The organism is Aureimonas ureilytica DSM 18598 = NBRC 106430 (genome assembly GCF_000382705.1).
In the GTDB taxonomy this organism is placed as follows: domain Bacteria; phylum Pseudomonadota; class Alphaproteobacteria; order Rhizobiales; family Rhizobiaceae; genus Aureimonas; species Aureimonas ureilytica.
Window position 1 is genome coordinate 42,983 of sequence record NZ_ARQE01000005.1, and the last position, 25,897, is coordinate 68,879.

The 25,897-nt window shown below is 68.0% G+C and carries 27 protein-coding genes; 12 read left to right on the top strand and 15 right to left on the bottom strand.

Going from position 1 to position 25,897, the window contains the following annotated elements; translation table 11 throughout:
- Positions 1-213 precede the first annotated feature (213 nt).
- From B146_RS0112325 to B146_RS25895, 4 genes are all read left to right on the top strand, one after another.
- Positions 214-2,235 (top strand): FUSC family protein, encoded by a 2,022-nt coding sequence (locus B146_RS0112325; protein ID WP_019996750.1) that lies wholly within the window; start codon positions 214-216, stop codon positions 2,233-2,235.
- Between the two features lie 131 nt (positions 2,236-2,366).
- Positions 2,367-2,606, top strand: coding sequence for a 30S ribosomal protein S21 (gene rpsU / locus B146_RS0112330; protein WP_026358568.1), 240 nt, complete (start codon positions 2,367-2,369; stop codon positions 2,604-2,606).
- Between the two features lie 277 nt (positions 2,607-2,883).
- Positions 2,884-3,738 (top strand): tetratricopeptide repeat protein, encoded by an 855-nt coding sequence (locus tag B146_RS25890; RefSeq protein WP_019996752.1) that lies wholly within the window; start codon positions 2,884-2,886, stop codon positions 3,736-3,738.
- Positions 3,739-3,973: 235 nt separating this feature from the next.
- Positions 3,974-4,474 (top strand): DUF992 domain-containing protein, encoded by a 501-nt coding sequence (locus tag B146_RS25895; RefSeq protein ID WP_019996753.1) that lies wholly within the window; start codon positions 3,974-3,976, stop codon positions 4,472-4,474.
- 91 nt (positions 4,475-4,565) lie between these two features.
- On the opposite strand, the gene B146_RS0112345 is transcribed toward B146_RS25895, so the two are convergent.
- The 4 genes from B146_RS0112345 to B146_RS0112360 form a co-directional block, all read right to left on the bottom strand.
- Entirely contained in the window at positions 4,566-4,817 is a 252-nt protein-coding gene (locus B146_RS0112345) for an aa3-type cytochrome c oxidase subunit IV (protein ID WP_019996754.1), read from the bottom strand.
- Between the two features lie 139 nt (positions 4,818-4,956).
- Entirely contained in the window at positions 4,957-5,520 is a 564-nt protein-coding gene (locus B146_RS0112350) for a type 1 glutamine amidotransferase domain-containing protein (protein WP_019996755.1), read from the bottom strand.
- Positions 5,521-5,743: 223 nt separating this feature from the next.
- Positions 5,744-6,289, bottom strand: coding sequence for a regulatory protein RecX (locus B146_RS0112355; RefSeq protein WP_019996756.1), 546 nt, complete (start codon positions 6,287-6,289; stop codon positions 5,744-5,746).
- 110 nt (positions 6,290-6,399) lie between these two features.
- Entirely contained in the window at positions 6,400-7,107 is a 708-nt protein-coding gene (locus B146_RS0112360; protein WP_019996757.1) for a hypothetical protein, read from the bottom strand.
- A gap of 281 nt (positions 7,108-7,388) precedes the next feature.
- Between B146_RS0112360 and B146_RS0112365 the strand changes: the two genes are divergently transcribed.
- Complete coding sequence (locus B146_RS0112365; protein ID WP_019996758.1) at positions 7,389-8,147, top strand: gamma-glutamyl-gamma-aminobutyrate hydrolase family protein; 759 nt, start codon at positions 7,389-7,391, stop codon at positions 8,145-8,147.
- A gap of 4 nt (positions 8,148-8,151) precedes the next feature.
- Here the strand turns inward: B146_RS0112365 and B146_RS0112370 are convergent, their stop codons facing one another.
- From B146_RS0112370 to B146_RS0112385, 4 genes are all read right to left on the bottom strand, one after another.
- A complete protein-coding gene (locus B146_RS0112370) occupies positions 8,152-9,234 on the bottom strand; it encodes a nickel/cobalt transporter (protein ID WP_019996759.1) in 1,083 nt (360 codons plus the stop codon).
- 60 nt (positions 9,235-9,294) lie between these two features.
- A complete protein-coding gene (locus B146_RS0112375; protein WP_019996760.1) occupies positions 9,295-9,966 on the bottom strand; it encodes a DUF1007 family protein in 672 nt (223 codons plus the stop codon).
- Between the two features lie 112 nt (positions 9,967-10,078).
- On the bottom strand, positions 10,079-10,600 hold the full coding sequence (locus tag B146_RS0112380; RefSeq protein ID WP_019996761.1) for a L,D-transpeptidase: 522 nt from the start codon (positions 10,598-10,600) through the stop codon (positions 10,079-10,081).
- A gap of 42 nt (positions 10,601-10,642) precedes the next feature.
- Positions 10,643-11,560, bottom strand: coding sequence for a LysR family transcriptional regulator (locus tag B146_RS0112385; protein WP_040408542.1), 918 nt, complete (start codon positions 11,558-11,560; stop codon positions 10,643-10,645).
- A gap of 528 nt (positions 11,561-12,088) precedes the next feature.
- Between B146_RS0112385 and odc2 the strand changes: the two genes are divergently transcribed.
- The gene (gene odc2 / locus B146_RS0112390) at positions 12,089-13,222 is read left to right on the top strand and encodes an ornithine/lysine decarboxylase (protein ID WP_019996763.1); all 1,134 of its coding nucleotides are present in this window, start codon (positions 12,089-12,091) and stop codon (positions 13,220-13,222) included.
- A 299-nt stretch (positions 13,223-13,521) separates the two neighbouring features.
- Positions 13,522-14,061, top strand: a complete 540-nt coding sequence (locus B146_RS0112395; protein ID WP_155897497.1) for a GNAT family N-acetyltransferase — start codon at positions 13,522-13,524, stop codon at positions 14,059-14,061.
- A gap of 126 nt (positions 14,062-14,187) precedes the next feature.
- Here the strand turns inward: B146_RS0112395 and B146_RS0112400 are convergent, their stop codons facing one another.
- The 3 genes from B146_RS0112400 to B146_RS0112410 are packed head-to-tail and all read right to left on the bottom strand — an operon-like array spanning position 14,188 to position 17,179.
- On the bottom strand, positions 14,188-15,165 hold the full coding sequence (locus tag B146_RS0112400) for a WD40 repeat domain-containing protein (RefSeq protein ID WP_019996765.1): 978 nt from the start codon (positions 15,163-15,165) through the stop codon (positions 14,188-14,190).
- On the bottom strand, positions 15,165-16,325 hold the full coding sequence (locus B146_RS0112405) for a CobW family GTP-binding protein (protein ID WP_019996766.1): 1,161 nt from the start codon (positions 16,323-16,325) through the stop codon (positions 15,165-15,167). Before B146_RS0112405 ends, B146_RS0112400 begins: the two co-directional genes overlap by 1 nt.
- Positions 16,326-16,330: 5 nt before the next feature.
- Positions 16,331-17,179 (bottom strand): creatininase family protein, encoded by an 849-nt coding sequence (locus B146_RS0112410; RefSeq protein ID WP_019996767.1) that lies wholly within the window; start codon positions 17,177-17,179, stop codon positions 16,331-16,333.
- Positions 17,180-17,326: 147 nt separating this feature from the next.
- On the opposite strand from B146_RS0112410, the gene B146_RS0112415 reads away from it, so the two are divergent.
- From B146_RS0112415 to B146_RS0112440, 5 genes are all read left to right on the top strand, one after another.
- Positions 17,327-17,791 carry a MarR family winged helix-turn-helix transcriptional regulator gene (locus B146_RS0112415; RefSeq protein ID WP_019996768.1) on the top strand — a complete coding sequence of 155 codons (465 nt, stop codon included), beginning with the start codon at positions 17,327-17,329 and terminating at the stop codon, positions 17,789-17,791.
- 122 nt (positions 17,792-17,913) lie between these two features.
- Positions 17,914-18,951, top strand: coding sequence for a LacI family DNA-binding transcriptional regulator (locus B146_RS0112420; RefSeq protein ID WP_019996769.1), 1,038 nt, complete (start codon positions 17,914-17,916; stop codon positions 18,949-18,951).
- An 11-nt stretch (positions 18,952-18,962) separates the two neighbouring features.
- A complete protein-coding gene (locus tag B146_RS0112425) occupies positions 18,963-19,943 on the top strand; it encodes a 2-hydroxyacid dehydrogenase (protein ID WP_019996770.1) in 981 nt (326 codons plus the stop codon).
- Between the two features lie 141 nt (positions 19,944-20,084).
- Complete coding sequence (locus B146_RS27755; protein ID WP_019996771.1) at positions 20,085-21,245, top strand: autotransporter outer membrane beta-barrel domain-containing protein; 1,161 nt, start codon at positions 20,085-20,087, stop codon at positions 21,243-21,245.
- A 270-nt stretch (positions 21,246-21,515) separates the two neighbouring features.
- Positions 21,516-21,911 (top strand): AprI/Inh family metalloprotease inhibitor, encoded by a 396-nt coding sequence (locus B146_RS0112440; RefSeq protein WP_155897482.1) that lies wholly within the window; start codon positions 21,516-21,518, stop codon positions 21,909-21,911.
- Positions 21,912-21,963: 52 nt separating this feature from the next.
- Here the strand turns inward: B146_RS0112440 and B146_RS0112445 are convergent, their stop codons facing one another.
- From B146_RS0112445 to B146_RS0112460, 4 genes are all read right to left on the bottom strand, one after another.
- Positions 21,964-22,638, bottom strand: coding sequence for a GNAT family N-acetyltransferase (locus tag B146_RS0112445; RefSeq protein ID WP_019996773.1), 675 nt, complete (start codon positions 22,636-22,638; stop codon positions 21,964-21,966).
- Positions 22,635-23,504 (bottom strand): alpha/beta hydrolase, encoded by an 870-nt coding sequence (locus B146_RS0112450; protein ID WP_155897483.1) that lies wholly within the window; start codon positions 23,502-23,504, stop codon positions 22,635-22,637. Before B146_RS0112450 ends, B146_RS0112445 begins: the two co-directional genes overlap by 4 nt.
- Before the next feature lie 137 nt (positions 23,505-23,641).
- Entirely contained in the window at positions 23,642-24,283 is a 642-nt protein-coding gene (locus tag B146_RS0112455) for a 2-dehydro-3-deoxy-phosphogluconate aldolase (RefSeq protein ID WP_019996775.1), read from the bottom strand.
- 147 nt (positions 24,284-24,430) lie between these two features.
- Positions 24,431-25,897 (bottom strand): alpha,alpha-trehalose-phosphate synthase (UDP-forming), encoded by a 1,467-nt coding sequence (locus tag B146_RS0112460; RefSeq protein WP_019996776.1) that lies wholly within the window; start codon positions 25,895-25,897, stop codon positions 24,431-24,433.

The following is a 25,897-nucleotide window of genomic DNA, read 5'->3' on the forward strand; positions in this document are numbered from 1 at the left end:
ACTAGCGCGCCGCCTCGAAGGGGCGCGGACAAAGGAAGCGCCTGCCAAAAAGGCGCCATAAACTGCTAAATGGTCGGGATGCGCGCGCTTCCAGATGCGCGCGCGGCTTTTTCTTGGCCGGCTGCCTTTGGTCTCGAAAAAACCGCCTCGCGCCCTTGTCGCGAATCACCGGGCCGGTTGACGCGGCATGGGTGCCGCCCCAAGCCATGGCGCATGAACTCGGCCGATCGCTTCTCCCTCGGGCTTCTCCTTCAACGCGCGCTGGGTCGTCTGGCGGGCGCGGACCCCGGCTTCGTTCGGCTGCGCATGGCGACGCGCGTGACGCTGACGGTTCTTCTCGTCGGCCTCGCCCTCGTCGCGCTCCACACCGTGCAGCCTCTGCCGGTCGCGAGCATCTCGGTCGGGCTCATTCTCGCCATGCAGAACGCGCTCGCGATCAAGGACAGGACGCGCAAGGATCGGCTGCGCACGCGCCTTTGCTGCGCTCTCTCCGGCTTCGGCACGCTCCTCGTCATTCCGGCGCTGGAGAATCAGACGCGCCTCGTCGACGGATTCTTTCTTCTCGTCACCTTTCTCGCCGTCTATGCCCGCAAATGGGGGCCGCGCTGGAATGCGGTCGGCATGTTCGGCTTCATGGCCTGTTTTGCCGGCGCCTATTTCCGGCCCGGCTTCGGCGACCTTCCCACGATCGCCCTGTCGTTGTGCCTGTCGGGCCTGGTGGCCCATGGCGTGCGCGAGCATCTCATTCCCGACCGGCCCGCCCGCGACTTCGCGCGCACGCTGCGGGCGGTGGAGGAGCGCATCGGCGGGCTCGTGTCGCGCATTCGGGCCGGGCGGCGCCTCGGCTGGCCGCCGGAAGCCCGCCGCGCGGCAATCGCCGCCGAGCAGAAGGTGAAGGACGCGATCGCCGTCGCCGAGGCTCTCCTGCCCGACGACGCGGAAGGGGCGACGCGCGAAACCTCGGCCTCCCGCCTCGCGATCAAGCTCTTCGACCTGCATCTTGCCACCGAAACGACGCTCGCCACCGCCTTGGACGAGCCGCAGGACACGGAGCGCCCCGGCCTTCACCTGACCCCGGCGCTCGATCGGCTCGCGAAAGCACGGCTCGATCTGCGCCGCTCGGCCAAGGGGCTGACATCAGCCGATTTTGCGGGTCCCGCGCTGGCCCTGCCCAAGAGCGGCGGCTCCACCATGCCCTGGCACCGCGAACCCGCCCTGCGGCTGGCGATCCAGGTGACGCTCGCCTGCGCCATCGCCATGGCCGGCGGTCTCTGGGTGTCCGAGCAGCGCTGGTTCTGGGCGGTGCTCACGGCCTTTCTGGTCTTCGTCAACACGCAGTCGCGCGGCGACACGGTGCTGCGCGGCATCGACCGCGCGCTCGGCACCGCCGCCGGCATCGTGGTCGGCATTCTCGTCGCGACGCTGGTGAACGGCGCCTTCGCGATTTCGATCGCGCTGGTGATCGCTTGCGTCTTCGTCGGCTTCTATCTGGTGCAGGTGTCCTACGGCGCGCTGACCTTCTTCGTGACGATAAGCCTGTCGCTGATCTACGGGCTTCTCGGCAGCTTCACGCCGGACCTCCTCGTTCTCAGGCTGAAGGAAACGCTGGTGGGCGCGCTGGCCGGCATGAGCGTCTCGTTCTTCGTCTTCCCGCAGCGCACGGAGAACATTTCCCGGGGCGCGGTGGATCGGTTTCTCGCCGAACTCGACCGGCTGCTCGAGATCACCTTCGAGAATCGGCGCGGCAACGCCTCGGCCTGGAAGGTGCTGGCGGTGACGCGCGCGCTCGACCGGCGCCATCTCGATATCGTGGCCGCCGTGCGGCCCCTCGAAAGCGGCTGGATCGCCGCGCCGCGCCGCCGCCTCGTACGGCTCGGGCTGCTGCGTCTCGCCGCCCTCGCCTATTGGGGCCATCGGCTGGCGAGCGCGGCGGGTGATTCCGCCGCGCGTGATTCCAAGGCGGAGGGCAGCACGACCGGCGACGGGGCCGAAATCGAGGCGCGGATCACCGAATGCAGGGCCGATATTGCCGCCTTGCGCTCGGGCAGCGGCAACTTCTTCCGCCAGAGCGGTCCGGTCGCCCTCACCCCGACCGAGGCGCTGGCGCAGAGCCGCGATCTGGAAGCGCCGGACGCCACCCTCGCCCTTCACGCGCTGCGCCATATTCTTCGTCAGGCATTGGGCGAGACCGACAAGCCAGCGAGCGTCTCAAAGAGCGAGGCGTCGCGGCCTTGACGCTCGACATGGGCTCGACCGTCTGGTAAGGAAGCCGCCACGATCACGGGAAGATTGCTTCCCGCGGGAGGTTCGGCGCGTTTCGCTGTTTCTCCACGCCACCATTCGAACCCTTGGAAACGGATTATTCTGTGCAGGTACTCGTTCGCGACAACAACGTCGATCAGGCTCTCCGCGCGCTCAAGAAGAAGCTTCAGCGGGAAGGCGTCTTCCGTGAAATGAAGATGCGCAACTTCTACGAGAAGCCCTCGGAGAAGCGCGTTCGCGAGAAGGCCGAGGCGGTTCGTCGCGCTCGCAAGCTGGCTCGCAAGCAGGCGCAGCGCGAAGGCCTCGTCGCTGGTGGCCGCGCCAAGCCGGCTGCGGCTCGCTGATCGCACGTTTCGCCTAGAGCGTGACAGGGAAGGCGACGCGCCAATCGGCCGCGTCGCCTTCTCGCGTTTTGGGCGTCAGAAGCGATGTGGCGAGAGCGGCGACGATCCGACCGTCTCACCGCCTTCGTTGGGGGCCGGCCTCGCCGGTTCCGCGCAAGCTTGCATCCCTAGTCTGGCGCGCCGGCTGGAAGCCTCTGGCTCTTGCCCGCGCCCGATCCAAGACCATCTCGCCGGATTCGTCCGGCTTTGATTGCCGTGCCTTGAAGGAAGTCGCCGCGTGTTCCACCGTCTGAAGACCGCCCGGACGCCCGCTCGTCCCCTCGCCGCCTTCCTGCTCGTCGCGTCCGGCCTCGCCCTTTCGGCCTGCCAGACCGGCCCGGCGCTGCAATCAATCGCGCTCGATCAGGCGCAGGGCTCGGCCGAGAACCTGTCCTCGCTGACGGCGGCGGTGAACGCCAGCCCGAGCAACCCGGAAGTCTACAACGTGCGCGGCATCGCCTATGGCCGCTCGGGCGACAACGACCGGGCGATCAAGGACTTCTCGACCGCCATCCAGCTCGACGCGAATTTTTATCAGGCCTATGCCAACCGGGCGCTGGTGCTGCGGCAGATGAACCGCAATCCGGAAGCCGTCGCGGACTACAATCGCGCGCTCCAGATCAACCCGAAATACGACACGGCTTATATCGGCCGGGGCAATATCTATCGTCTGGCCAACCGCAACCGCGAGGCGCTGGCCGACTTCCAGCGGGCCATCGATCTCAACACGACCGATCCGCGCGCCTATCACAATCGCGGCCTTCTGTATCAGCTCGACGGCCAGCACCGGCAGGCGATCGAGGATTTCTCGACCGCGATCTCCATGGACGCCAACGCGCCCGAGCCCTATTCGGGCCGCGCCATCTCCTATCTGGCGCTCGGCAATGTCGAGGACGCGGCGGACGACATCAATCGTGCCATCCAGCTCGACGGCAAGCGCGCGGAGTTCTGGGTCAACCAGGGCCTCGTGCTCGAAGCGCGCGGCGACAAGGCCAAGGCCTTCCGCTCCTTCTCGCACGCCTCGCTTCTCGACCCGAACTACCAGCCGGCCAAGGACGGCGTGTCGCGCACGAGAAGCGCCGCCGGGTCCTGACGGGACCCGCATCCGACCAAGAACGTCTCTTCCCATCGAGCCGTCGCAGCCTCGCCGCTGCGGCGGCTTTTTCGTGCGCCCCGCTGCTGGACTGAGGGCGATCGGACGCGCGAAAGCATCACGCGATGCGGCGCTTGTTAATCTTTGTGAACGAAATCTTACCGCGTTGCGAAACCGGACGGTCTGTTCTGGGGTTGTTGGCCTATCCGAGTAGTCAACACGAGTATCGCAGACCATGAAACTCCGACTCACAGCCGCGCTCGGCGCGCTCGTCCTCGCCGCCTCCGTCCTGCCCGCTTCGGCCGGCGCCAAGGTCGGCACCCTCACCTGCAGCAGCCAGGGCACGATCAACCAGATCGTCACCTCGAGCGAGACGGTTCTCTGCAATTACACGCCGTTCGGCCGCTTCAAGCCGACCGAGACCTATGTCGGCACGCTCGACACCTATGGCATCGATCTCGGCATCACCGGCCGCACGCGCATGGTCTGGTCGGTCCTGGCCGCGAGCTTCACGTCGGGCGAGCCGCAGTCGTTGGCCGGCCGCTACTACGGCACGAGCATCGACGCGTCCTTCGCGGCGGGTGTCGGTGGTAAGTCGCTGATCGGCGGGCCGGATCGCGGCTTCACGCTGCAGCCGACGAGCCTGCAGATCCAGGAAGGCGTCAACGCCACGGTCGGCGTCGCCCGCCTGACGCTGGAAGAGGCCGCGCCGGCCCGAATCGTCTACAAGCCCTGAGCCGAGGCCGAACGTTTCGGACAAAAGGAAGCCCCGCCGCGAGTGCTCGCCGGCGGGGCTTTTCTTTGACGACGATTCGAGGCGGATCGCCTCAATGCGTCATCGATACCTCTTCGGACTTCAGCACCAGGAAGTGCATGAGAACCAGGAAGATGACGACACCGACCAAGCTCATGATGAGCCCGGCGCCGACGATCAGGAACATCAACATGAAAAGAAGGATCGCGATCACACCGGCCGTGCCGTACTTCACCAGCCACAGAAAGCCGGAATAGGTGCGCTTGTGCTCGCGGTAATCCATCGGCGCGCTTTGGCCGACCTCGTATCCCGACTGCTCCGCCATCCTCTTCTCCCCGATCGCAAAACCCACGTTCGTCCTGAATAGCCAAAAGCCCGGCTTCGGGCAATCGAAGGGCTGTGCCGAAACGCAAACGGAGCGCCTTGTGGGCGCTCCGCACTCCTCTCTCGCTTCACCCGCCCGATCAGGCGGCTTCGCGCTTCTCGTGGCGGCCTTCCTCGACCTCCTCGATGATCTTGGCGACGAAGGCGTCGAGATCGCCCGGATTGCGCGAGGTGATCAGCGCCTGATCGGTCACGACCGTTTCGTCGTGCCAGCGGCCCCCGGCGTTCTCGACATCGGTCTTGATCGACTTGAAGGACGTGACGTCACGCCCCTTGATGACGCCCGCCTCGATCAGGAGCCAGGGCGCGTGGCAGATCGCGGCCAGCGTCTTCTTGGAATTGTAGAAGTCGCGGATGAAGGACACGGCCTTTTCTTCGGCCCGCAGCTTGTCGGGGTTGATCTGGCCGCCCGGCAGGACGAGCGCGTCGTAATCGGCGACCGTGACCTCGGACAGGGTCTTGTCGACGGGAACGCTCTGCCCCCAGTCGGTCTGGTCCCAACCCTTGATCTCGCCCTTCTCCAGCGAGACGACGTGCACGGTGGCGCCGGCCGCCTTCAGCTTCTCGAGCGGCACGGTGAGTTCGGACTGCTCGAACCCGTCGGTGGCGAGAATCGCGATCTTGGCCTGGTTGATGGACGTCATGGGAAAACCTCTGTTGGATATCGGCCTTCGAAGGGCGGCGCCGGCTTGAAGCTGCGGCGGTGCCCGGCCGTTCGAAGGGGCTAACGGAGGCTTTGGGGGATGGTTCCACCGGGGAGCCGAGACCCGGAACGACGCCCTGCGGTCGAAGCGCGGCCGGTCGCCATTGCCGCGAACCCGTTGGCAGACCTTGCCTTTCAGGATGAAGGCGAAGCCGAGCGCCGATCTAGAAGGCGTCGGGCTCGGGGTCCGCGTCGATCGCGGCGGCGGCCACGGAATAGGAAAAGCCGGCCCGCATCAGCGCGGCCACGTCCTTGTCGCGGCGCTCGGTGCGCTCGCGAAGGCGATGCGGCCCGAGGCGCCGCCGCTTGGCGAGGGCGCGGGCGGCGGCCTCCTCGTCGGTCTCGTCGGCTTCGAGCACGCTCGCGACCGTCTCGCGATCGACGCCCTTCTCGCTGAGCTTCAGCGCGCTGTGGCGGCGCGAGGCGCCGCGCCGCCTAAGACTGGCGAGCTTGGCCTCGGCAAAGGCGCGGTCGTCGAGAAGCTTCAGCTCCACGAAGCGCGCGACCGTTTCGTCCACCAGCCCCGCGAACTCGGCCGGGTCCTCCCCCCGCAGCATGGCGCGGCGCAGGACCTTGCGCTCCAGAACGCGCTTCAGATGCGCCGTGCTGGCGGCGTAGCGCTCCAGATAATGCGCAGCGGCGCGAAACAGCCAGTCGCCCGTGATGGGCCTTGGCGGCTTGGGCTCGTCGGTGGGGTTCGGTCGGCGCATGCAACAAGCCTATAGGGCGCTTGCCTCTCCGCACCAAGGGCGACAGGCTGAAACGACGGAAGGCCGATGCGCGCGCACCGGCCCTCCCGATTGAATAGCAGGCCGCGCGATCAGGCGGCGCGAGCGTAGCCGCCGATCGCGGGAGCGCTTTGGCGCGCGCCGATCTGGCCGCCGAGAAGGCCGACTTCGTAGGCCAGCATGGTCGCCTCGGTCTGCGCGCGGTCGAGGCCGGAGACATGCTCTTCCGTGAGGTTGAACAAGGTGCCGCCATGCATGAAGGGCGCCTCATAGGCGGCGCGCTGCACGAGGCCGGTCTCCAGGCGCGGCGTCGGCGAGCGCTCGATCATGGTTTCGATGCTGCGGGCGATGCGGCTCGGGATCGTGGTCACGGCGCTGGCGACGAAGGCCCAGTCGCGGTCGCGGCGGCCCTTGCCCGCTTCCATGCGCAGGAGCTGGTCGGTGGCGAGCGCCGCATAGGCCGAAAGCGGCGAGAAGCGCACGGGGATCAGCGCCTTGTCGGCGAGGCGCGCGCCGGCGCGCAGGAGATCGGCATTGTCGCCGGCGTCGATGATGGCCACTTCGCCGCGACGGCGCGCCGCGCGCACCAGGCGCTCCAGCGCCATCTCGTCGTCGGCGATCTCCACGGTGCAGCGCTCGGGCCGGCCGGGCTTGGCGCCCCAGGCGGCGATGTCCTTGTCGCGCGAGGCGTCGATCAGCACCACGGGAATGTCGGCGGCCGACGCGACGCTCGCCAGAGCCAGCGCGAGGGTGGAGGAGCCGGAGGTCTTGAGAGACCCGATGGACAGAACGGGAATCATGGCATGCCTTTCGCAAGGCGCGCAAAAGCTCAAGCGCACAGGAGCCGTGGCGTCGCGCTGGGGTTGAAGTCTAACCGTCTGAAGAACCGGCCGAAAAGCGGGATCGGCCGCTAAGTCCCTCGTTGGATTGATTAAACTTCTGTTAGGGTTAACGAGGTGTTAACGCCTCGGCGCGCGCGGGCGCTGCGGCTGATGCGGGGCTTGTCAGCCCGTTCCGCGTATGCCACGCGACAGCCTCGCGCGCCGGATCGGCGCCGCTGGAGAGGGATTTGAGGGGTTTCATGGGTGCGAACGGGCTTCTCGTGGCGGTGCCGGCCGATATGCGCAGCTTCGAAAACTATCGCTGGCACGCCAGCCCCAGCACCTATCTTCAGGCGATCCGCGACGTCGCGGGCGCCCTGCCCCTGATCGTGCCGACGCTCGCGACGGACGCCGATCTCGACCTTCTGTTCGAGCGGATCGACGGCGTGCTCGTCACCGGCTCGGTTTCCAACGTCCACCCCTCTCTCTACGGGGTCGAGGCCACGCCCGCGCACGAGCCCTTCGACGGCGAGCGCGACCGGCTGTCGCTCGCCATGATCCGCAAGGCGATCGAGAAGGACGTGCCGCTTCTGGCGATCTGCCGCGGCCATCAGGAGTTGAACGTCGCGCTCGGCGGCTCGCTCGCCACCGAAATCCAGGAAGCCGACGGACGGATGGACCATCGCGCGCCCGAGCATCCCGAGCAGGACGGCCGCTTTGCGCTGCGCCATCCCGTCCGCCCCGAGCCGGGCGGCAAGCTCGCCGCCCTCGTCGGCGACGCGCCCTTCCCGGTCAACTCGCTTCATCGTCAGGCGATCGACCGGATGGCGGACGCTTTAAGCGTCGAGGCGCGCGCCGAAGACGGGACGATCGAGGCCGTGTCGGTCGCGGGCGCGGGAGCCTTTACGCTCGGCGTTCAGTGGCATCCCGAATATTGGGCGACGAGCGACGGGCCGTCCCGCGCGATCTTCGAAGCCTTCGCACACGCCTGCCGCGCGCGGCGCGACGCGCGGGGCTGAAGGCTCAGCCGAGCGCCGTCAGGAACATTCCGAAGCCGAGAAAGACGAGAAGCAGGGCGCCGCCGAGTTCCACGGCGGCGCGGAGCGGACGCAGCCGCTGGGTGCCGCGCCCGAGCCACAGAACGGCGTCCTTCGACAGGACGGCGAGCGTGGCGAGCAGCGACACCGTGATCGCCGAGCCGAGCGCCATGGCCGCGACCGAGAGCGCGCCGCTGCCGTAAAGCTCGTTCAGCATGGCGAAGGTCAGAACCACGATCGCGCCCGAACAGGGGCGAAGGCCGATGGCGACGACGGCAGCAAGCCCCGAGCGCCAGGAAAAGCCGGGCGCGCCGAGCGTCGCCGGGCCCAGGATATGCGGGCGCCCGCAGTCGCAATCATCGCCCGCCGCATCGTCGCAGACATCGGCGCCATAGCCGCCCGAGGCGCGCGGCAGGGTCGAGGCGCGCTTGGTGGCACGACCGTCTGTGAACGTGCCCGCCCCCGCGAAGGCGAGGCCATCCGGCCCGCGCGAGGCCGAGCGCAGAACCGGGAGCGAGGGCAGCGGCAGCCGGCGCAGGAGCGTTCCGCCCTTGCGCAGCGCCAGCCAGAGGCCGATCAGACCGATCGCGAGATAGGACAGAAGCTCCAGCCCATAGGCCACATTGGTCATGGACAGGGCCGTGCCGCGCAGGACCAGCCAGCCGACGGTGACGATGAGGCCCGCCGAGATCGCCTGCGCCAGGGCCGAGGCGAAGGAGAGGACGACGCCGCGCTTCAGCTCCACCTCGTTGGCGAGCATGTAGGTGGAGATCACCGCCTTGCCGTGGCCCGGCCCGGCCGCATGGAAGATGCCGTAGACGAAGGACAGACCGACGAGCCAGGGCAACCCGCCCTGCCCGTCGCGAATGCTGACGAGCGCGTGCCGCAGGTCGACGAAGAAGCCGCGCTGGATGCGCAGGATTTCCACGAAGAGCCCGGCGAAGGGGCCGCCCGGAACGGCCGTCACTTCCGCGTTTCCGATGCCGAGCGAGGACTGGGCGAGCGCCGCGGTCGAGACGAGGCACAGGAAAGCCAGGAGGGGACCGGCGAGGCGCAGGGGCGAACGCATGGACGGGCCTTTCGGGGATCGCTCGGAAGCGGGGGCGGTTCGTTCGAGGGGCGGCGCGCGTCAGGGCGCGCAGGTGACGTCGATGCGGGTCGCGATGAGCTGCGAGAAGTTCACGCCGTCGTCGGGGATCTTCTGGTCGGGCTTCAGCATGGAAACCGAGTTCATCCATTCCGACGCGTCGGCGTCCGGGTCCGGCTTGGTGAAGCTCTTGCGGCAGGCCTTGGGCAGGTCGAGGAGCTGGTAGGCGTTCTCGTCGGCAAAATCGAAGGCCACGAAATAGCTCTCGTCATAGACCGAGAAGGTCACTTTCTTCTTCGTCAGGTCCACCGGCTCGGCGGGCGTCATCTCGAAGAAAAGCGTGATCTGGCCATGATCGTAGAGGCCACGGATCTGCTTGGGCGGCGTCAGCTTGATGTCGCGCCCGTCCACCGTGACGAAGGTGTAGAATTCCCATTCGGCGATCGATCCGAGAACCGTCTTGCCGACCTCCTCCAGCTCGGGCGGGTCGAGCTTGCCATTGCCGTTCTTGTCGAAATCCACGACGACCGAGGAGGAGAAGAGTTCGTCGAAGCGCCAGATGTTGCGCACGGAGAGGAGCTTGCCCTCCGCATTGCCGACGATTTCCATTTTGGAATCGGCAAAGACATGCGGATGCGCCTGTGCCAGACCGGTCGCGGCCAGACACAGGCCGAGCGCCACCGCGCCGATCCGGCTCATCCGTTTCGCGTTCATCCTGCCGTCCCCGTTGGCTTCGGCCCGTTGGAAGCGCAAAGAGCGGCCAAATTGGGGACGAAGCAAGTGCCAAGCTGCGCTGATGGCCCTTACCCGTCCTACACGCGGCTTGCTACTGGAGAACGACGACCTGCGCGCCGACATGGACGCGCTCGAACAGGTCTTCCACATCCGCATTGCGCATGCGGAAGCAGCCGGCGGAGGCGGCCGAGCCGATCGAGTTCGGCGAGTTGGTGCCGTGGATGCGATAGGTGCCCCAGCCAAGATTCATCGCCCGCTTGCCGAGCGGATTGCTGGGGCCGGGGCCGACCGAAGTGGGAAGCGTGGGTTTGGCCTCGCGCATGGAGGGCGTCGGCACCCAGATCGGGTTGAGGCGCTTCTTCGACACCCAGCTCGTTCCGAACCACTGCTCGCTCGGCTTGCCGACGGCGATGTCGTATTTCAGCGCGCGCTCGTGGCCGGTGACGAGGAAGAGCTGGCGCGCGCCGGTGAAGACCACGATCGTGCCGGGCTCATAGTCGCCCAGAAACAGGGTTTCCTGCCGCCCGCCGGCGGCGGCCTCGGCGGCGACGGAACCCAGCATGGTGGAAAGGACGAGAGCGGCGCAGGCAGCGAGGGCGCGGAAGCGGAGCATGGGATGACCTCGATCAAAGCGGGCACGCCGCGACCCTGACGGTCAAGCGGAGGGCTCGCGACCCGGGCAATTCTTTCGAAACCAGGTTGCCAAGAAGTCAACAAACACGCGCGTTCGCGCCGGCAAATGCCGCCGATGCGGAAAAACCGCGTAGATGCCGGCATCGTGTGGCACGAATTCATCGAGAATCGTCACGAGCCGCCCGTCGGCGATGTCCTGCCGCACCACGAATTCGGGAATGAGCGCGACGCCGAGGCCGGCGAGCGTCGCCGCCCGCACCGTATAGGGCGAGTTGGCGGAAAAGCGGCCCGACACGTTGATCGGGATCGCATCGCCCGTCTTGGGATCGCGGAAGGTCCAGTTGTAGAGCGTCTTGGCGTTGGAATCGATCACCGCCGGCATTCGCGAGATTTCGGTCGGATGCGTCGGCGTGCCGTGCCGTTCCAGGAATTCGGGCGTCGCGCAGATGGCGAAGTCGAGCTGCCCGAGGCGGCGCGCGATCATGGCCGAATCGGTGAGCCGCGTCATGCGGATGGCGACGTCGAACCCCTCCTCCACGAGATTGACGAAACTGTCGTTGAGATGAAGGTCGAGCGTGATGTCGGGATGGGCGGCGGAGAACTCGACGAGGCTGAGCCCCAGTTCGGCATCGCCGAAGGTGCGCGCGGCGGTGACGCGCAGGGCGCCCCTCGCCTCGCCGGTGGCCTCGCGGGCTTCCTCGTTGAGCGCTTCGAGATCGGCAAGAATCGCCGAAGCACGCGCCACATAGACCTCGCCCGAGGCCGTGAGAGCGACCTGGCGGGTGGTGCGGTTGATCAGGAGCACGCCGAGCTCGTCTTCCAGCTCGCGCACATATTTGGACAGGAGCGCCTTGGAGCGACCGGTCTTGCGCGCGGCGGCGGAGAAGCCTTCGTTCTCGACCACGGCCAGAAAGGCGCGCATCCGGGTCAACGTATCCATCGGCACAATATCCTTGCCCAAAACCGACCTGTGTTGCCGTCGGACGACACCGGACGGCCCCGTTCTGTAGCAGGTTCGAAACCGCAGGAGAGGGTGAATTTTTTGCTTGTACGCGGGTTCGGCGGGTCCTATATCCCGCTTTGCCCAATGTCGCACGTGCCTGTGGGCGTCCCCCGGTCCTTCGAATGCGAAGAACACCGGGTCGGTCACTGGAGTCACCCTCCAGGTCGGTTTCGCTGCTGGCGAAATCGTGGACGCCTTGAAGCAACGACGGTGCGGGCCTTTCTGGTCTCTCCCGGTCTCCATCTCCGGGAATACTGCAGAGGCACACCATCCTTGCCTGAAGTGCGGCGGGTTCAAGCCCTCCAAGCCATGGCACCCATGTCTGTTTTGCGCGGTCGCTCGACCGTTCGAAGCGGAGTCTTGTCGCGTTTCGCGTTTGGTCCATGAGCGGGGTCTCCACCGGCCGCTCGTGGCATCGATCGCGTGCGCTCCTCGTCAACCTCAGCGGTTCACCGGAGCTGACCCATGGCCACGCAGCGCATCATCGATTTCCTCGCCACCCGACGTCCCACCGGCCCTTGCCTCGTGGTCGATCTCGACGTGGTGGAAGACAATTACCAGGCCTTCCGTCGCGCGCTGCCCGATTCGGCGATCTACTACGCGGTGAAGGCCAACCCGGCGCCCGAGATCCTGCGCCTCCTCGCCTCGCTCGGCTCCAATTTCGATTGCGCGTCCGTCGCCGAAATCGAGATGGCGCTGAATGCCGGCGCGACCGCGAACCGCATCTCCTACGGCAACACGATCAAGAAGGAGCGCGACGTCGCGGCCGCCCATGCGCTCGGCGTCTCGCTCTTCGCGGTCGACTGCGTGGAAGAGGTCGAGAAGGTGGCCCGCGCCGCGCCCGGCGCGCGCGTCTTCTGCCGCGTCCTGACGGATGGCGCCGGCGCCGAATGGCCGCTGTCGCGCAAGTTCGGCTGCGTTCCCGCCATGGCGGTGGACGTTCTGACCCATGCGCAGGCGCTTGGTCTCGTGGCGACCGGCGTGTCCTTCCATGTCGGCTCGCAGCAATGCGACACGCAGGCCTGGGACGGCGCGCTGGCCGACGCGGCCTTCGTGTTCAACACGCTGGCCGAGCGCGGCATCACGCTGACCCTCGTCAACATGGGCGGCGGCTTCCCGACGCGCTACCTGAAGGACGTGCCGACCGCGCAGGCCTATGGCCGCGCGATCTTCGCCAGCCTTTGCCGCCATTTCGGCAACCGCCTGCCGGAGACGATCATCGAGCCGGGTCGCGGCATGGTGGGCGACGCCGGCGTCATCAAGGCCGAGGTCGTGCTTGTGTCGAAGAAGTCGGCCGAGGACGCCAACCGCTGGGTCTTCCTCGACATCGGCAAGTTCGGCGGTCTCGCCGAGACGATGGACGAGGCGATCCGCTACCCGATCGTCACGGCGCGCGACGAGGACCGCAAGGAGCCCTGCGTGCTCGCCGGCCCGACCTGCGATTCGGCCGACGTTCTCTACGAGAAGACCCCCTATCCCCTGCCGATCTCGCTGACGGTGGGCGACGAGGTTCTGATCGAGGGCACGGGCGCCTACACGACGACCTATTCGGCCGTCGCGTTCAACGGCTTCGAGCCGCTGCGCTCCTACGTCATCTGACCGTGATCCGGCCGCGCTAAAGAAGCGGCCGACAGGTTCGATCCCCTCATGACATCGCCGAGGCCGCATGGCCTTGGCGCTCGATCTTCCGTCCGATGGCGCTCGCGCGCCCTCGGCGCTTCGCGCTGATCCCATCGCTGCCATGCCCGGACGCGGCCTCCCGCCCTGCCCGGCCGCCTCTTCCCGCGCGCGCGTCCGCTCCCAAGCCGACGCGCGAGTTCGCTCGCCCCCGTTTCGAGGATCGCCCCATGGCCGCGCGTCCCGTTTCCCTCTCCGACCTTCTGCGCTCGCAGCCCGAGATGCGCCTTCGCCAGGAAGAGGCGGGCGATGTCGGCGTGCGCGAGCAGCTTCTCGACGCCGCGATGGGTCCGGGGCGCGTGCGCAAGTCCTCCGAGGCGCTGCGCCGGGGCCGGCTTCCGGCGGAAGGCCTGGCGCTCGTGGCCGAGACCGAGGACGGCCTTCTCGTCGGCACCGTGCGCCTGTGGCCTGTCGCGGCGGGCGAGCTTGCGGACGCGACCGTTCCGGCGCTTCTCCTCGGGCCGCTCGCGGTTCTGCCGGGGTTCGACGGCTTCGGTCTCGGCTCCAGCCTGATGCGCCGCGCGGTCGCGGAAGCGACGTTCCGGGGGCACAAGGCGATCGTTCTCGTGGGCGACGCGCCCTTTTACGAGCGCTTCGGCTTTTCGGCGGAGGCGGCGGCGGGTCTCACCATGCCCGGCCCCTTCGAGCGGCATCGCCTGCTCGGGCTGGAACTTGCGCCGGGCGCGCTGGCCGGCGCGCAAGGGCTGATCGTGCCGACAGGGCGCGAGGCGGCGCAGGAGGTTCGGGCGGAAGCCGCATAGGCTGCGCATCGCATCGATCGAATCGAAAACGGCCGCCGGATCGCTCCGGCGGCCGTTTTGCCTTCCAAAATGCGCCCCGTCGCGTCGCTCAGGTGCGAAACCCGGAGGCGCGGCCGGCCCCAAGTCTCAGGCCGCGATGTCCACGACGCCCGCCTCGCCGCTTTCCGTCCCGAAGGCGAGGAAGCGGCCGGCCTTGTCCCAGCCCATCGTGCGCACCGCGCTCGACCCGCCGCGCCGAAGCAGCGCTTCCTTCGAATCGGCAAAGCGCACGGCGAGCACCATGCCGTCGGCATAGCCGATGGCGACGATGTCGTCGGTCGGGTGGCAGGCGACGGACACGACCATCGTGTCGCCGCGCGTGCCAAGCTCCAGCGGCGCCTTGTTCATCGGGCCGTCCTTGGCAGAAAAGGGCCAGAGAATGGCGGCCGGCGCGCCCGAGGTCGCCAGGAACTTGCCCTTGGCGGACCAGGACCAGCTCTTCACCTTGGCCGGATAGCCGGTCATGCGCATGTGCTTGCCGTCTTCCAGCCGCCAGCCATGCAGGGCGTTTTCCTGCATGACGGTGACGAGGAAGCGCCCGTCGGGCGAGAAGAACACATCCGTATGGGCGCCCTTCCAGTCCAGCTCCTGCGGCTTGGCGTCGGTGGCCACGAAGAAGAGATTGGCCCCGTCATAGCGCGCCGTGGCGAGGCGCAGGCCCTTCGGCGCAAAGGCGACATCCTCCACCGTGCGCGGATGGGCGAACTCGCGCACCGCGCCCTTCGCCTCGCGCACGAAGGCCGAACGACCGGCCGCAAAGCCGACCGCGCCGCCGGGACCGCCCGCCACCGCCGTGATCCATTTGCGACCGGCCGAGCCGAGTTCGCTGGACGTGGCGTCGGGCAGAACGGCGGTGACGCGCCCGTCCTCGCCGCCCGTCAGGAGACGGTTGGAGAAGGCGTCGAAGCGGGCGGTGACGAGACCGCCCTTATGGGCCTCGACCACCCGCTCGCCGCCCGCCGGAAAGCGGATCGTGCCGTCCGACAGGGCGAAGACCGGCGCGTCACCGAGGAAGAGCGCCGTTTCGACATGATTGTCGAACTCGTAGGGAACGACCTGCGGCATCAGGCGGAAGCGGGCGTCTTGGCGAAGCAGGCCTGGAACTCGCGTTCCAGACGCGCGGCGTCCAGCTCGCGTCCGATGAAGACGAGCCGGCTTTCGCGCGCCTCGCCCTCGCGCCAGGGGCGCTGGTGATCGCCTTCGATGATCATGTGGACGCCCTGCACGACATAGCGGTCGGGATCGCCCGCAAAGGCCATGATGCCCTTGAGGCGCAGGATGTTCGGGCCTTCCGTCTGGGTCAGGTTCTGAATCCAGGGGAAGAACTTGCGCTGGTCCACCTCGCCGCCGCGCAGCGAGACCGACTTCACCGTCACGTCATGGATCGGCGAGGCCTCGCCATGGTGGTGGTCGTGATGATGGTCATGCCCGTGATGATCGTGCCCATGGTGATCGTGCCCATGGTGGTCATGATCGTGCGCGTGATGATCGTGGCCGTGGTGGTGATGGTCGTGATCGCAGTCCGGGCCGCAGACATGGTCGTCATGGCCGTGGGCGGCTTCCTCGAGGAATTCCGGGTCCTGATCGAGCACGCGCTTCAGGTCGAACGCGCCCTGGCCGAGAACCCGCGTCGGATCGATCGAGGAGCGCTCGGTGCGATGGATCACGGCATGGGGGTTGATGGCGCGCACCGTCGCCTCGATGCGCGCGAGTTCCTCGGGCGACACGAGATCGGTCTTGTTGATGAGAACGACGTCGGCGAAGGCGATCTGGTCTTCGGCCTCGCGCGAGTCCTTCAGGCGCAGCGGCAGGTGCTTGGCGTCCACCAGCGCCACCACGGCGTCGAGCCGCGTCTTGGCGCGCACGTCGTCGTCCATGAAGAAGGTCTGCGCGACAGGCACCGGATCGGCGAGGCCCGTCGTCTCCACGATGATCGCGTCGAAGCGGCCGGGGCGCTTGGTGAGGTTCTCCACCACGCGCACGAGATCGCCGCGCACGGTGCAGCACACGCAGCCATTGTTCATCTCGTAGATCTCTTCGTCGGTCTCGACGATGAGGTCGTTGTCGATGCCGATCTCGCCGAACTCGTTCACGATCACGGCGTATCGCTGGCCATGGTTGTCGGACAGGATGCGGTTGAGAAGCGTCGTCTTGCCAGAGCCGAGATAGCCGGTGAGGACGGTGACGGGGATCTGGTTTTCGGAGCCGCGAGCGGTTTCGGACATCGAGGTCACTCCATGAAAGGTGCGCCCGATATAGTCCCGCCCGCCGCCGATTGCACGGGGCCGGCGCGAAGATCGAAGCGCGCGATCTCGCCGAGAAACTCCACGAAGGCTCGGGCTTGATGCCGGGCGATCGCCTCGCCCATCGCCGCCGTGCCGAGCCGCGCGTCGCCGACCGTGCCGACCGGGTTCAGGTCCTCGGCGAGCCAGCCGAAGCCGAGCCGGCCATGGGCGCGAAGATGGGTGAAGTCCGCCGCTATCTCGCTCTGGCGCGAGGGCTGGTCGGCCACCCGCTCGCTGCGCACGAGATCGGGGCGGAAGGCGAGCATGAGCGCGGTTTCCACCGCCCCGCCATGGATGCCGACCGCGCGCTCGGCATCCGGCACCAGCCCGTCCGGCAGGCCGAATCGCTGCCAGCCGGCGGTGGCGCAAAGGAGGCCGAAGCGGCGGCGCAGATCCAGCGCGGCCAGCTCCATGGCCTGCGTGTTGCCCCCATGCGAGGAGACGATGCACAGGCGCCGGAACCCGGCATGCGCCAGCCCTTCGCCGATCCGCAGCAGGGTTTCGACGCCGGTGCGCCAGTCGAGCGAGAGCGTGCCGGGAAAGCTCGAATGCTCGTCCGAGGTCCCGATCCGCTGCACGGGCAGGAAGGTCGCTTCGAGCGACGAAGGCAGGAGCGCCAGCGCCTGCGCCACCATATGGTCGGCGATGATCGCGTCCGTGCCGAGCGGCAGATGCGTACCGTGCTGCTCGATCGCCGCGACGGGCAGGACGGCGACGGCCTCCGCCAGCGCGCCCCCGAGCGCGGCGAGATCCGCGCTGGTGTTCTCCTCGAAGCGTCGTGCCAGCGTCGCCATGGCGGTTCGTTGCTCCTGCGCAGCCCTTGTCTCCTCAGGTCTTACGTGCGCGGCGCGCGGCCTGCAAACCGGGGACGCGCGGGCTTTCGCCATGGACTCGGGTGCTGCCTCCGGGTCATTCTGCGCCCGGCAAAGCAAGGGCGCGGCATGGCGGGCAAGAAGAAGAAGCGGCATCTCCTCGGCCAGTTGACGCTCGCCTCGCGTGCCGCGCGCACCAGCCTGTCGGCGCGCCTGGCCGAAGAGGGGCTCCATCCGGGGCAGGACGCGGCGCTTCTCGCCATCGCGGAAGGCAAGGCCATCACCCTGCGCGAGCTCGCCGAAAAGCTCGCCGTGCGCCCGCCGACCGTGACCAAGACGACCAACCGCCTCGCCGCCCAGTCGCTCGTGGAAAAGCGCCCCGGCACCGCCGAGCGGCGCGGCAGCACGGTGCATCTGACCGAGCGGGGCGAATCGCTGGTGGAAGGCGTGCGCCGCGCGCAGGGCGAAACCGAGCGGCTGGCTTTCGCGGGTCTCTCGGCCAAACAGCGCAAGACGCTCGGCAAGCTCCTGCGCCGCATCCAGCGCAATCTCGGCGCGGCGGAACTGACGCCGGCGGAGGGCGAGGACGATTGAACGAAGCGTTCGACGCGCCCGCGTCGGAGACCGGAGCGCCTCGCCCCCTGTTGCGCCCCGCCCGGCCAATCCTTAAACCGATGAGACGAGGGAGAAGCGGACGAATGCGGAACGGCGAATAGGTGGCTCAGAAGGTCAAACTCTCCACGATCGCCGATGCGCTCGGTCTGTCGACGGCGACCGTCTCGCTCGCGCTGCGCGACAGCCCGCTCGTCGCCGAAGCGACCCGCGAGCGCATCAAGGAAGAGGCGCGTCAGTCCGGCTATATCTACAACCGGCGCGCGGCGAGCCTTCGCACCTCCCGTTCAGGCATCGTCGGCGTCTGCGTCCACGACATCATGAACCCGTTCTACGGCGAGATTCTGAAGTCGATCGAGGACGAGCTCGGCCGCCATCGCCAGACCTTCATTCTGTGCAACCATTACGACGATCTCGCCAAGCAGCGCGCCTTTCTGGACACGCTCCTGCAGCTCGGCGCGGACGGCTTGATCCTGTCGCCGGCCATCGGCACCCCGCCCTCCGACATCCATCTCGCCGAAACCAACGACCTGCCGGTGACGCTGATCGCGCGCACGGTGGAGGGCTCGGGCGTCACCTCCTTCCGGGGCGACGACACCTACGGCATGACCCTCGTCGTGAACCATCTGATCGAGGAAGGGCATCGCAAGATCGCCCTGATCGGGGGCACCGACCAGACCTCGACCGGGCGCGACCGGCAGCGCGGCTACCAGAACGCGCTGGAAGCGGCGGGCCTCGAGGTCCGTCCGGAATGGTGGATTCGCGGGCCGCGCTCGCGCCATTCCGGCTTCGACGCCGCCACCGAATTTCTCGAACTGCCCGACCGGCCGGACGCCGTGGTCTGCTTTTCCGACCTCGTGGCCCTCGGCCTGATGTACGGCCTGTCGCGCGCGGGCCTGAGGCCAGGCGTCGATCTCGCCGTTTGCGGCTATGACGATATCGACGAGGCGGCCATCGCCATGCCGCCGCTGACCACCGTGTCGAACGGGCAGAGCGAAGTGGGCGAGCGCGCCGCCGGCGCCCTTCTTGCCCGGCTCAACGGCGAACCGGCGGTGGAACGCGTCGAACTCATCAAGCCCGAGCTGCGCATCCGCCGCTCCAGCCGCCTCGGCCTCAGCGGCACCGACCCGCACACGACCTGAAGGACGACCCCTTGCCCACGAGCACCCAGCCCCTCGTTCTCGTCTACGGCCCCTATAATGCGGACGGTCTGGCCGAGCTTGGCCGCCGCTTCGACGTGCGCCACCTCGCCTCGCGCGATCCGGGCGAGCTTTCCGAAGCGGAACGCGGAGAGGTTCGGGCCGTGGCGGTCGCCGGCCACCTGCCGAACGCGGTGATGGACGCGCTGCCGGCGCTGGAGATCGTCGGACATTTCGGCGTCGGATATGACGGCGTCGATGCGCGTCACGCAGCAGAGCGCGGCATCGCGGTCACCAACACGCCGGATGTCCTCACCGAGGAAGTCGCCGACACGGCCGTCGCGCTGGTGCTGATGACCGTGCGCGAGCTGCACCATGCCGAAGCCCATGCGCGTTCGGGCGAATGGGAGCGCAAGGGTGCCTATCCGCTCACGCGCTTCTCGCTGCGCGGCAAGACGGTCGGCATCATGGGTCTCGGCCGGATCGGCCTGGCCATCGCGCGGCGTCTCGAAAGCTTCGGCGTCGCGATCCGCTACCACAATCGCTCCGAGCGCACCGACGTCGCCTATCCTTACGATCCGAGCCTCGAAGCCCTCGCCCAATCGTCCGACATCCTTCTCAACGTGGCGCCCGGCGGCGCCAGCACGGACAAGGCGATCGATGCGGGGGTGCTGCGGGCGCTCGGGCCGGACGGGATTCTGATCAATGTCGGGCGCGGCTCGACCGTGGACGAGCCGGCGCTGATCGACGCTCTGGAACAGGGCACGATCGCGGCGGCCGGACTCGACGTCTTCGCCGACGAGCCGCGCATCCCCGAGCGGCTGCGAAACCTGCGGAACACGGTGCTCCTGCCGCATGTCGCCTCCGCCTCGCGCGACACGCGCATTCTCATGGGCAATCTCGTGGCCGACAACCTGTCGCGCTGGTTCGCGGGCGAGGCTCTGGAAACGCCGGTGCCGGAAAGCCAGGACGCCGGCCTGACGAGCCGCGCCTGACCCCCGCTTCCCACAAAGCCCATGTCGATCCCCCGGGATCGGCATGGCTGACCCGCGCGACGCGAGGCTGGTGCCGCTGCCAGCTTCGATCCATATTGCACTGCGATAGATAGCGGCCCTCGAAACGCAAGGAGGCGGTTGATGACCGACACCTTACGCTCGACCCTTGCGTTGCGCTCCGTTCCTTCCCTGTTCTGGCCACTGTCCTGGCCCCTGCCCTGGCGCGCCCTTTCGGGTGCGGCTGTGCTTGGCCTGTCCACCGTCCTGCCCGCCGCCGCCGCACAGAGCGTGGAAGGTTCGACCGGTCTTGCGGGCGATCTCGCCACCGCCACGATCGCGCGGCTGGGCGAGCGGATGGAGGACATTCGCGACCCCGGCGAAGTGGCCAACAGCGATCTCGACCTGACGCTGCGCATCGCCCCGATGGACGCCGACCGCACGCTCGCGCCGATCCTCGACGCCGTGCCCATGCCCGAGCTGCCGAGTCTCTATCTCGACAGTGAGTTCAAGGCGCGCGAGGCGCCGAACCGTTCGCTGGAAATCCGGCGGAGCGCGCAAAGCGAGACGCCGCTCAACCTCTGGACCACAGGCGAAGTCGAGGTCGGGCGGGACGGATCGGGCATGCTCGACGGGCGGCGCAGCCTCGCCGGCCTTTCGGGCGGGTTCGACCTCTCCCCCTCCAACCGCACCTCGCTCGGCATGGCGCTGGGCCTCGACCAGCGCATCGGCGACTCCACCGTCAGCGCGCTCAGCCTTGCGACCTATGGCAGCTTCCATCCGACCGCGAGCACCTTCGTCGACATGGTGGCCGGGGCCTCGCGCCTTGCCGAGACGCGGAGCGCGGAGGCGCCCGCCTTCGTCGGAGGCCTCCTGCAGGGCTTCGGCGCGCTGACCTTCGGCTACGAGCATCGGCGCGGACCCTGGATGATCTCGCCCTATGGTCGCGCGCAGGTGTCGCGGCTCGGCGCCGATCTTCTGCCCGCGCTCGGCGGCGGGCTGAACGGCGTCGGCGCCAGCCGGGCCTCGGCCATCGCGGGCCTGCGCACCGACTATGCGATGAAGGCCTACGGCTTCTCCTTCAAGCCGGGCCTGCGCGTCGAGCTGACGCGCGATCTCGCCCGCACGCAGATGTCGGGCGCGGACGATATCTTCGGCCGGTCCGGTCTCGCCAGCCTCTCCTTCACCCCCGGCATCCGCGCCGACATCGCGCCGGACTGGAGCGCCCGCATCGAGCACAAGACCGTCTGGGAGGATGCGTCAGCCCAGTCCTCGTTGGAAATGAAGATCAGCGGGAAGTTCTAAAAGAGCCGCCTCGCCGCGCCCGGACGCCCAACCGATCCTTCGCATTTGCGAAAAACTCGCCGAAAACTCCATCCGTTAACCTTCAGGTAAGATTAATGGAGTGATAGTGGTCCTCCAGCGGGCGGGGTTCGGATGCGATCCCCATCCGCCTCGATTTTCAGGACACCCGATCGAGCATGGCCAATGGCCTGCCGGCGGGGCCTGTGCCGCAGGAGATCGAATATGAGGTTCGCCCCCGTCGCGCTCGTTGTCGGATTCGCGGGTACGATCATGGCTTCCTATCTTCAGGGGCCGGCCGTCGCCTCGACCGACAGTCTGGTCGCCGCCATGTCCCCCTCGCCCGAGATCACCGCCTCCATCGCCGCCGAGGCGGCCGCTCCGCAGGCCGAGACCGTCCGCCTCATCGACCTTCGCAACGGCGCGACCTGCAAGGTCAACGCGTCCATGGACGAGGATGGCCCGCAGCGCCTGCCGATCGGCCCGGCCTGCGCCAAGTCGCCCGACCTCGCCCGCGTCGCCTATTGGGAAACCAAGGACGATGGTTCGCTGGTCATGACCGACCACAAGGGCGAAACGGTTCTGGAGTTCATGCCGGGCGACGGCGTGCTCTTCGAGAGCGTCTACCCGAACAATGCGCTGATCACGATCGTCGCGGCGCGCAGCTGAGTTCGGCCCGTGCCATGAATCGAAACGGCGCCTTTCGGCGCCGTTTGTCGTTTCAGCCCTCGCGGCAGGCCTGAAGGGATCGGCGCTGCCGGCCTTCGCCGTCGAAATTCTCGTCCGCCAGCCAGCGCTCGAACCCGGCTTTCACGCTCGGCCATTCCGAATCGATGATCGAGAACCACGCCGTGTCGCGGTTGCGACCCTTCACCACCATATGCTGGCGGAACAGGCTCTCGTACTGGAAGCCGTAGCGCGCGGCGGCCCGGCGGGAGGGCGCGTTGGTGCTCTCGCATTTCCATTCGAGGCGGCGATAGCCGAGCTCGTCGAAGACGCGCCCGTAGAGAAGCGCGAAGGCCTCCGTGGATGCGCGCGTCTTCTGGAGCGAGGGCGCGAGGCAGATATGGCCGATCTCGGCGACGCCATGCACGGGGTCGAGCCGCATCAGGGCCGCGACACCCTCCGCCTTGCCGGAGCCGGCCGGGATGATCGCATGAAACTTCGGATCGGGGGCGAGATAGGTCGCGGCCGCGAAGCCATGAAAGGCCTCCGCCCCGTCGAACGGGCCATAGGCGAGATAATCCCAGAGCGCGTGGTGGCCGCGAAACGCGGTCTCCAGATCGGCGAAATGCCGCTCGTCCACGAGGGGCTCGACCCGGACATGGCACCCGATCAGCGGCTCGTTTCCGGGAAGCGGTCTCGGCTGCCAGTTCGCGAGGGGCGTCTGCGTCATCTTGCGTGCGCTTTCAGAAAACGAATCACGGTGTCCCGCAGATCAGGGTTGCCGAGCGGCAGCGCCGTGGCAAGGGAGCTGACCGCACCCACATGGTCGAGGCCGGGATAATAGCGGGTCTCGACGCGCCCGCCCCTGGCGACGATCGCGCGCGCCATGGAGCGCGTTTCCTCGGGGTTCACGGTCGTGTCGGCGAGACCCGAGATCAGAAGCGCGGGCGGCTCGCGCCCGTCCACGAAGCGCACCGGCTGGCTCGCCTCGCGCGTCGCGGCCGGGAAGATGCGCTTGTAGCGCTCCTCCTGGATCGGCAGGAAATCATAGGGGCCGGCAAGGCCCACGAAGCCCGAGAGGTCGCGCGCATTCAGCCCGACGCGGCGAAGATAGCGCTCGTCGAAGGCGAGCAGCGCCGCGATCTGCGCGCCGGCCGAATGGCCCATCAGGAAGAGCGGATGCCGCCCCGCCGGCAGCCCAGGGCCGCCGTCGCGCCCGAGCTTGGCCACCGCCGCGACGGCGCTTGCGCCATCGTCCACGAAGCCCGGAAAGGTGACCTGCGGATAGATCCGGTAATTGGGGATCGCGACGACGAAGCCGGCGGAGGCGAGCGACTGCCCGACGAAGGGATAGAGCGCCTTGGAGCCGCCGTCCCAGCTTCCGCCATGGACGAAGACGACGATCGGCGTCCGAGCGCTCGCCCCGTCGGGCACGTAGAGATCGTAGGTGCCGCGCTCGCCGGGGGCGTAGCGCAGATCGCGCACGGTTTCGAAACCGGCGCGGGAGGTGACGGCGTTGAGGAAGGCCGGCGCCGAGCAGCCGGCCAGAACGCACAAGGACACGAGGCCGAGAAGGCGAGGAAGAAAGCGCGACATGACCGATCCGCTGGAGAGCCCGGCGCAGAACATGGCGCGCCTTCAGGCGAAAGCGAGCACACTCCCGTCAGCCGGGAAGAAACCGCCGCCCTCCCCTGGCCTCTTGGGCCGATGCGGGAGGGCGGCGGTCCGGTCCGTCAGCGGGCGCGCAGCGCCGAGGCCTCGCGGGCGAGCTGGGTGATCGTGTCGAAGCGGCCTTCCGCCACCATGTCCTTGGGCGCGACCCAGGAACCGCCGACGCAGATGACGTTCGGCAGCGCCAGATAGTCGCCGACATTGCTCGGCGACACGCCGCCCGTCGGGCAGAAGCGGATCTTCGGGAAGACCGGGGCGAGCGACTTCAGATAGGGAATGCCGCCGAGCTGCTCGGCCGGGAAGAACTTCAGGATCTCGTAGCCTTCCTCGATCATGGCCATCAGCTCGCTCGGCGTCGCCGCGCCCGGCAGAAGCGGCACGTCCGAGGACTTGGCGGCGTCGAGCACTTCATGCGTCGTGCCGGGCGAGACGATGAAGCGCGAACCGGCCTCGACGGCCTCGTCGAACTGGCGCGGCGTCAGGATCGTGCCCGCGCCGCAGATCGCCTCGGGCACTTCGGCCGAGATGGCGCGGATCGCGTCGAGCGCCGCCGGGGTGCGCAGCGTCACCTCGATGGCGGGCAGGCCGCCCGCCGCGAGCGCGCGGGCGAGCTTCACGCCATCCGCGGCGCTTTCCACCGCCACCACCGGCATGACCGGCTGGACTTCCAGGATTTCGAGCAGCGCATGGGTCTTCTGGGTCATCGGGGTCGCGTCCCTTCGGGCGGCAGGTCGGGAAGTGTCGCGGCTTCCATAGACCATCGACGCGGCGCTCGAAACTCCCCCGCAGCCGCTTGGCCGCCCGAACGCCCCTCGGAAAGGCGTTTGGGGCCGACTGACGCGGATGAGCGCTCAGAAAATCGAGGGAAAGCGCGTCTGAGGCCCGCCGAAGCCGAGGCGATGCCACCAGGAGCGCGGCTGGAGATCGCGCTCGTGCCCGTCGTCGAGAACGGCGAGGAAGCTCTCGCACCATTGCTGCGCCGTGTTGGCGAAGACGCGCGCGCGCATCGCCTCGTGCCGCTCGCGCCGCTCCTCGAGCGGCATGGCCACGGCGCGCGACAGGGCGTGGGCGATCTCGTCGGTGGAATAGGGATTGACGATCAGCGCCTCGGGCAGCTCGGCCACCGCGCCGGCAAAGCGCGACAGGATGAGGACGCCCGGATCGGCCGGGTCCTGCGCGGCGATGAATTCCTTGGCGACGAGGTTCATGCCGTCGCGCAGCGGCGTCACCATGCAGATCTGCGCGGCGCGGTAGATGCCGGCGAGCGCGCGGCGCGTGAAGCCGTTCACCATGATCTGGATCGGGTTCCAGTCGAGCGTCGCGAAGCGGCCGTTGATGTTGCCGGCGAGCCCCTCCAGCTCCACCCGCAACTCGGCATAGGCTTCGAGTTCGGAGCGCGAGAGCGGCGCGACCTGCAAAAACTGCACATTCCCCCGCTGGTTCGGCTCGTCCTCCAGAAGCTGCTCGAAGCCGCGAAAGCGCTCCGGCAGGCCCTTGGAATAGTCCATGCGATCGACGCCGACGATCTGGTGGCGGCCGTGCGAGATGTCGCGCACCATCGCCTCGTGTTCGCGCGCCTCGTCGGACTGGGCGAATTCCGCAAAGCCATGCGCGTCGATGCCGATCGGGAAGGCCGAGGCGCGCACGATGCGCCCGTCCTGCGTGCGCACCCGGTCGCCGTCGATGTCCTCGGCGCCCAGTTCCTGCACGCAGAAGGCCACGAAATTACGCCGGTCGCCATCGGTCTGGAAGCCGATCACGTCATAGGCCAGCATGGCGCGCACGAGGTCCTGGCTGCCCGGCAGCGCGGAAAGGAGATCGGGCGGGCAGAAGGGAATATGGAGGAAGAAGCCGAGGCGCCCGTCATAGCCGCAGCGGCGCAGCTCCTGGCCCATGAAGAAGAAGTGGTAGTCGTGGACCCAGACGAGATCGTCGGGCGTCAGAAGCGGGTTCAGCCGTTCGGCGAAGCGGCGGTTCACCTCGCGATAGATGCGGGCCGAGCTCCGGTCGAAGGAGGCGATGTCGAGCCGGTAATGCAGAAGCGGCCAGAGCGAGCGGTTGGCGTAGCCGTAGTAGAAGCCGTCCAGTTCCTCGACGCTCATGTCGATCGTGGTCAGCGAGGTGTGGCCGTGGGTTTCGGTGCGATATTCGCTGCCGGTTCCCTCCGCCGAGGTTTCCCCGCTCCAGCCGAACCATAGACCGCCGCGCCGCCTCAGGGCGTCGGCCAGACCGACCGCCAGCCCCCCGGCCTTGCCCTCGTCGCTGAGCGGTCCGACCCGGTTCGAGACGACGACAAGCCGCTGGTTGGTGTCCGCCAT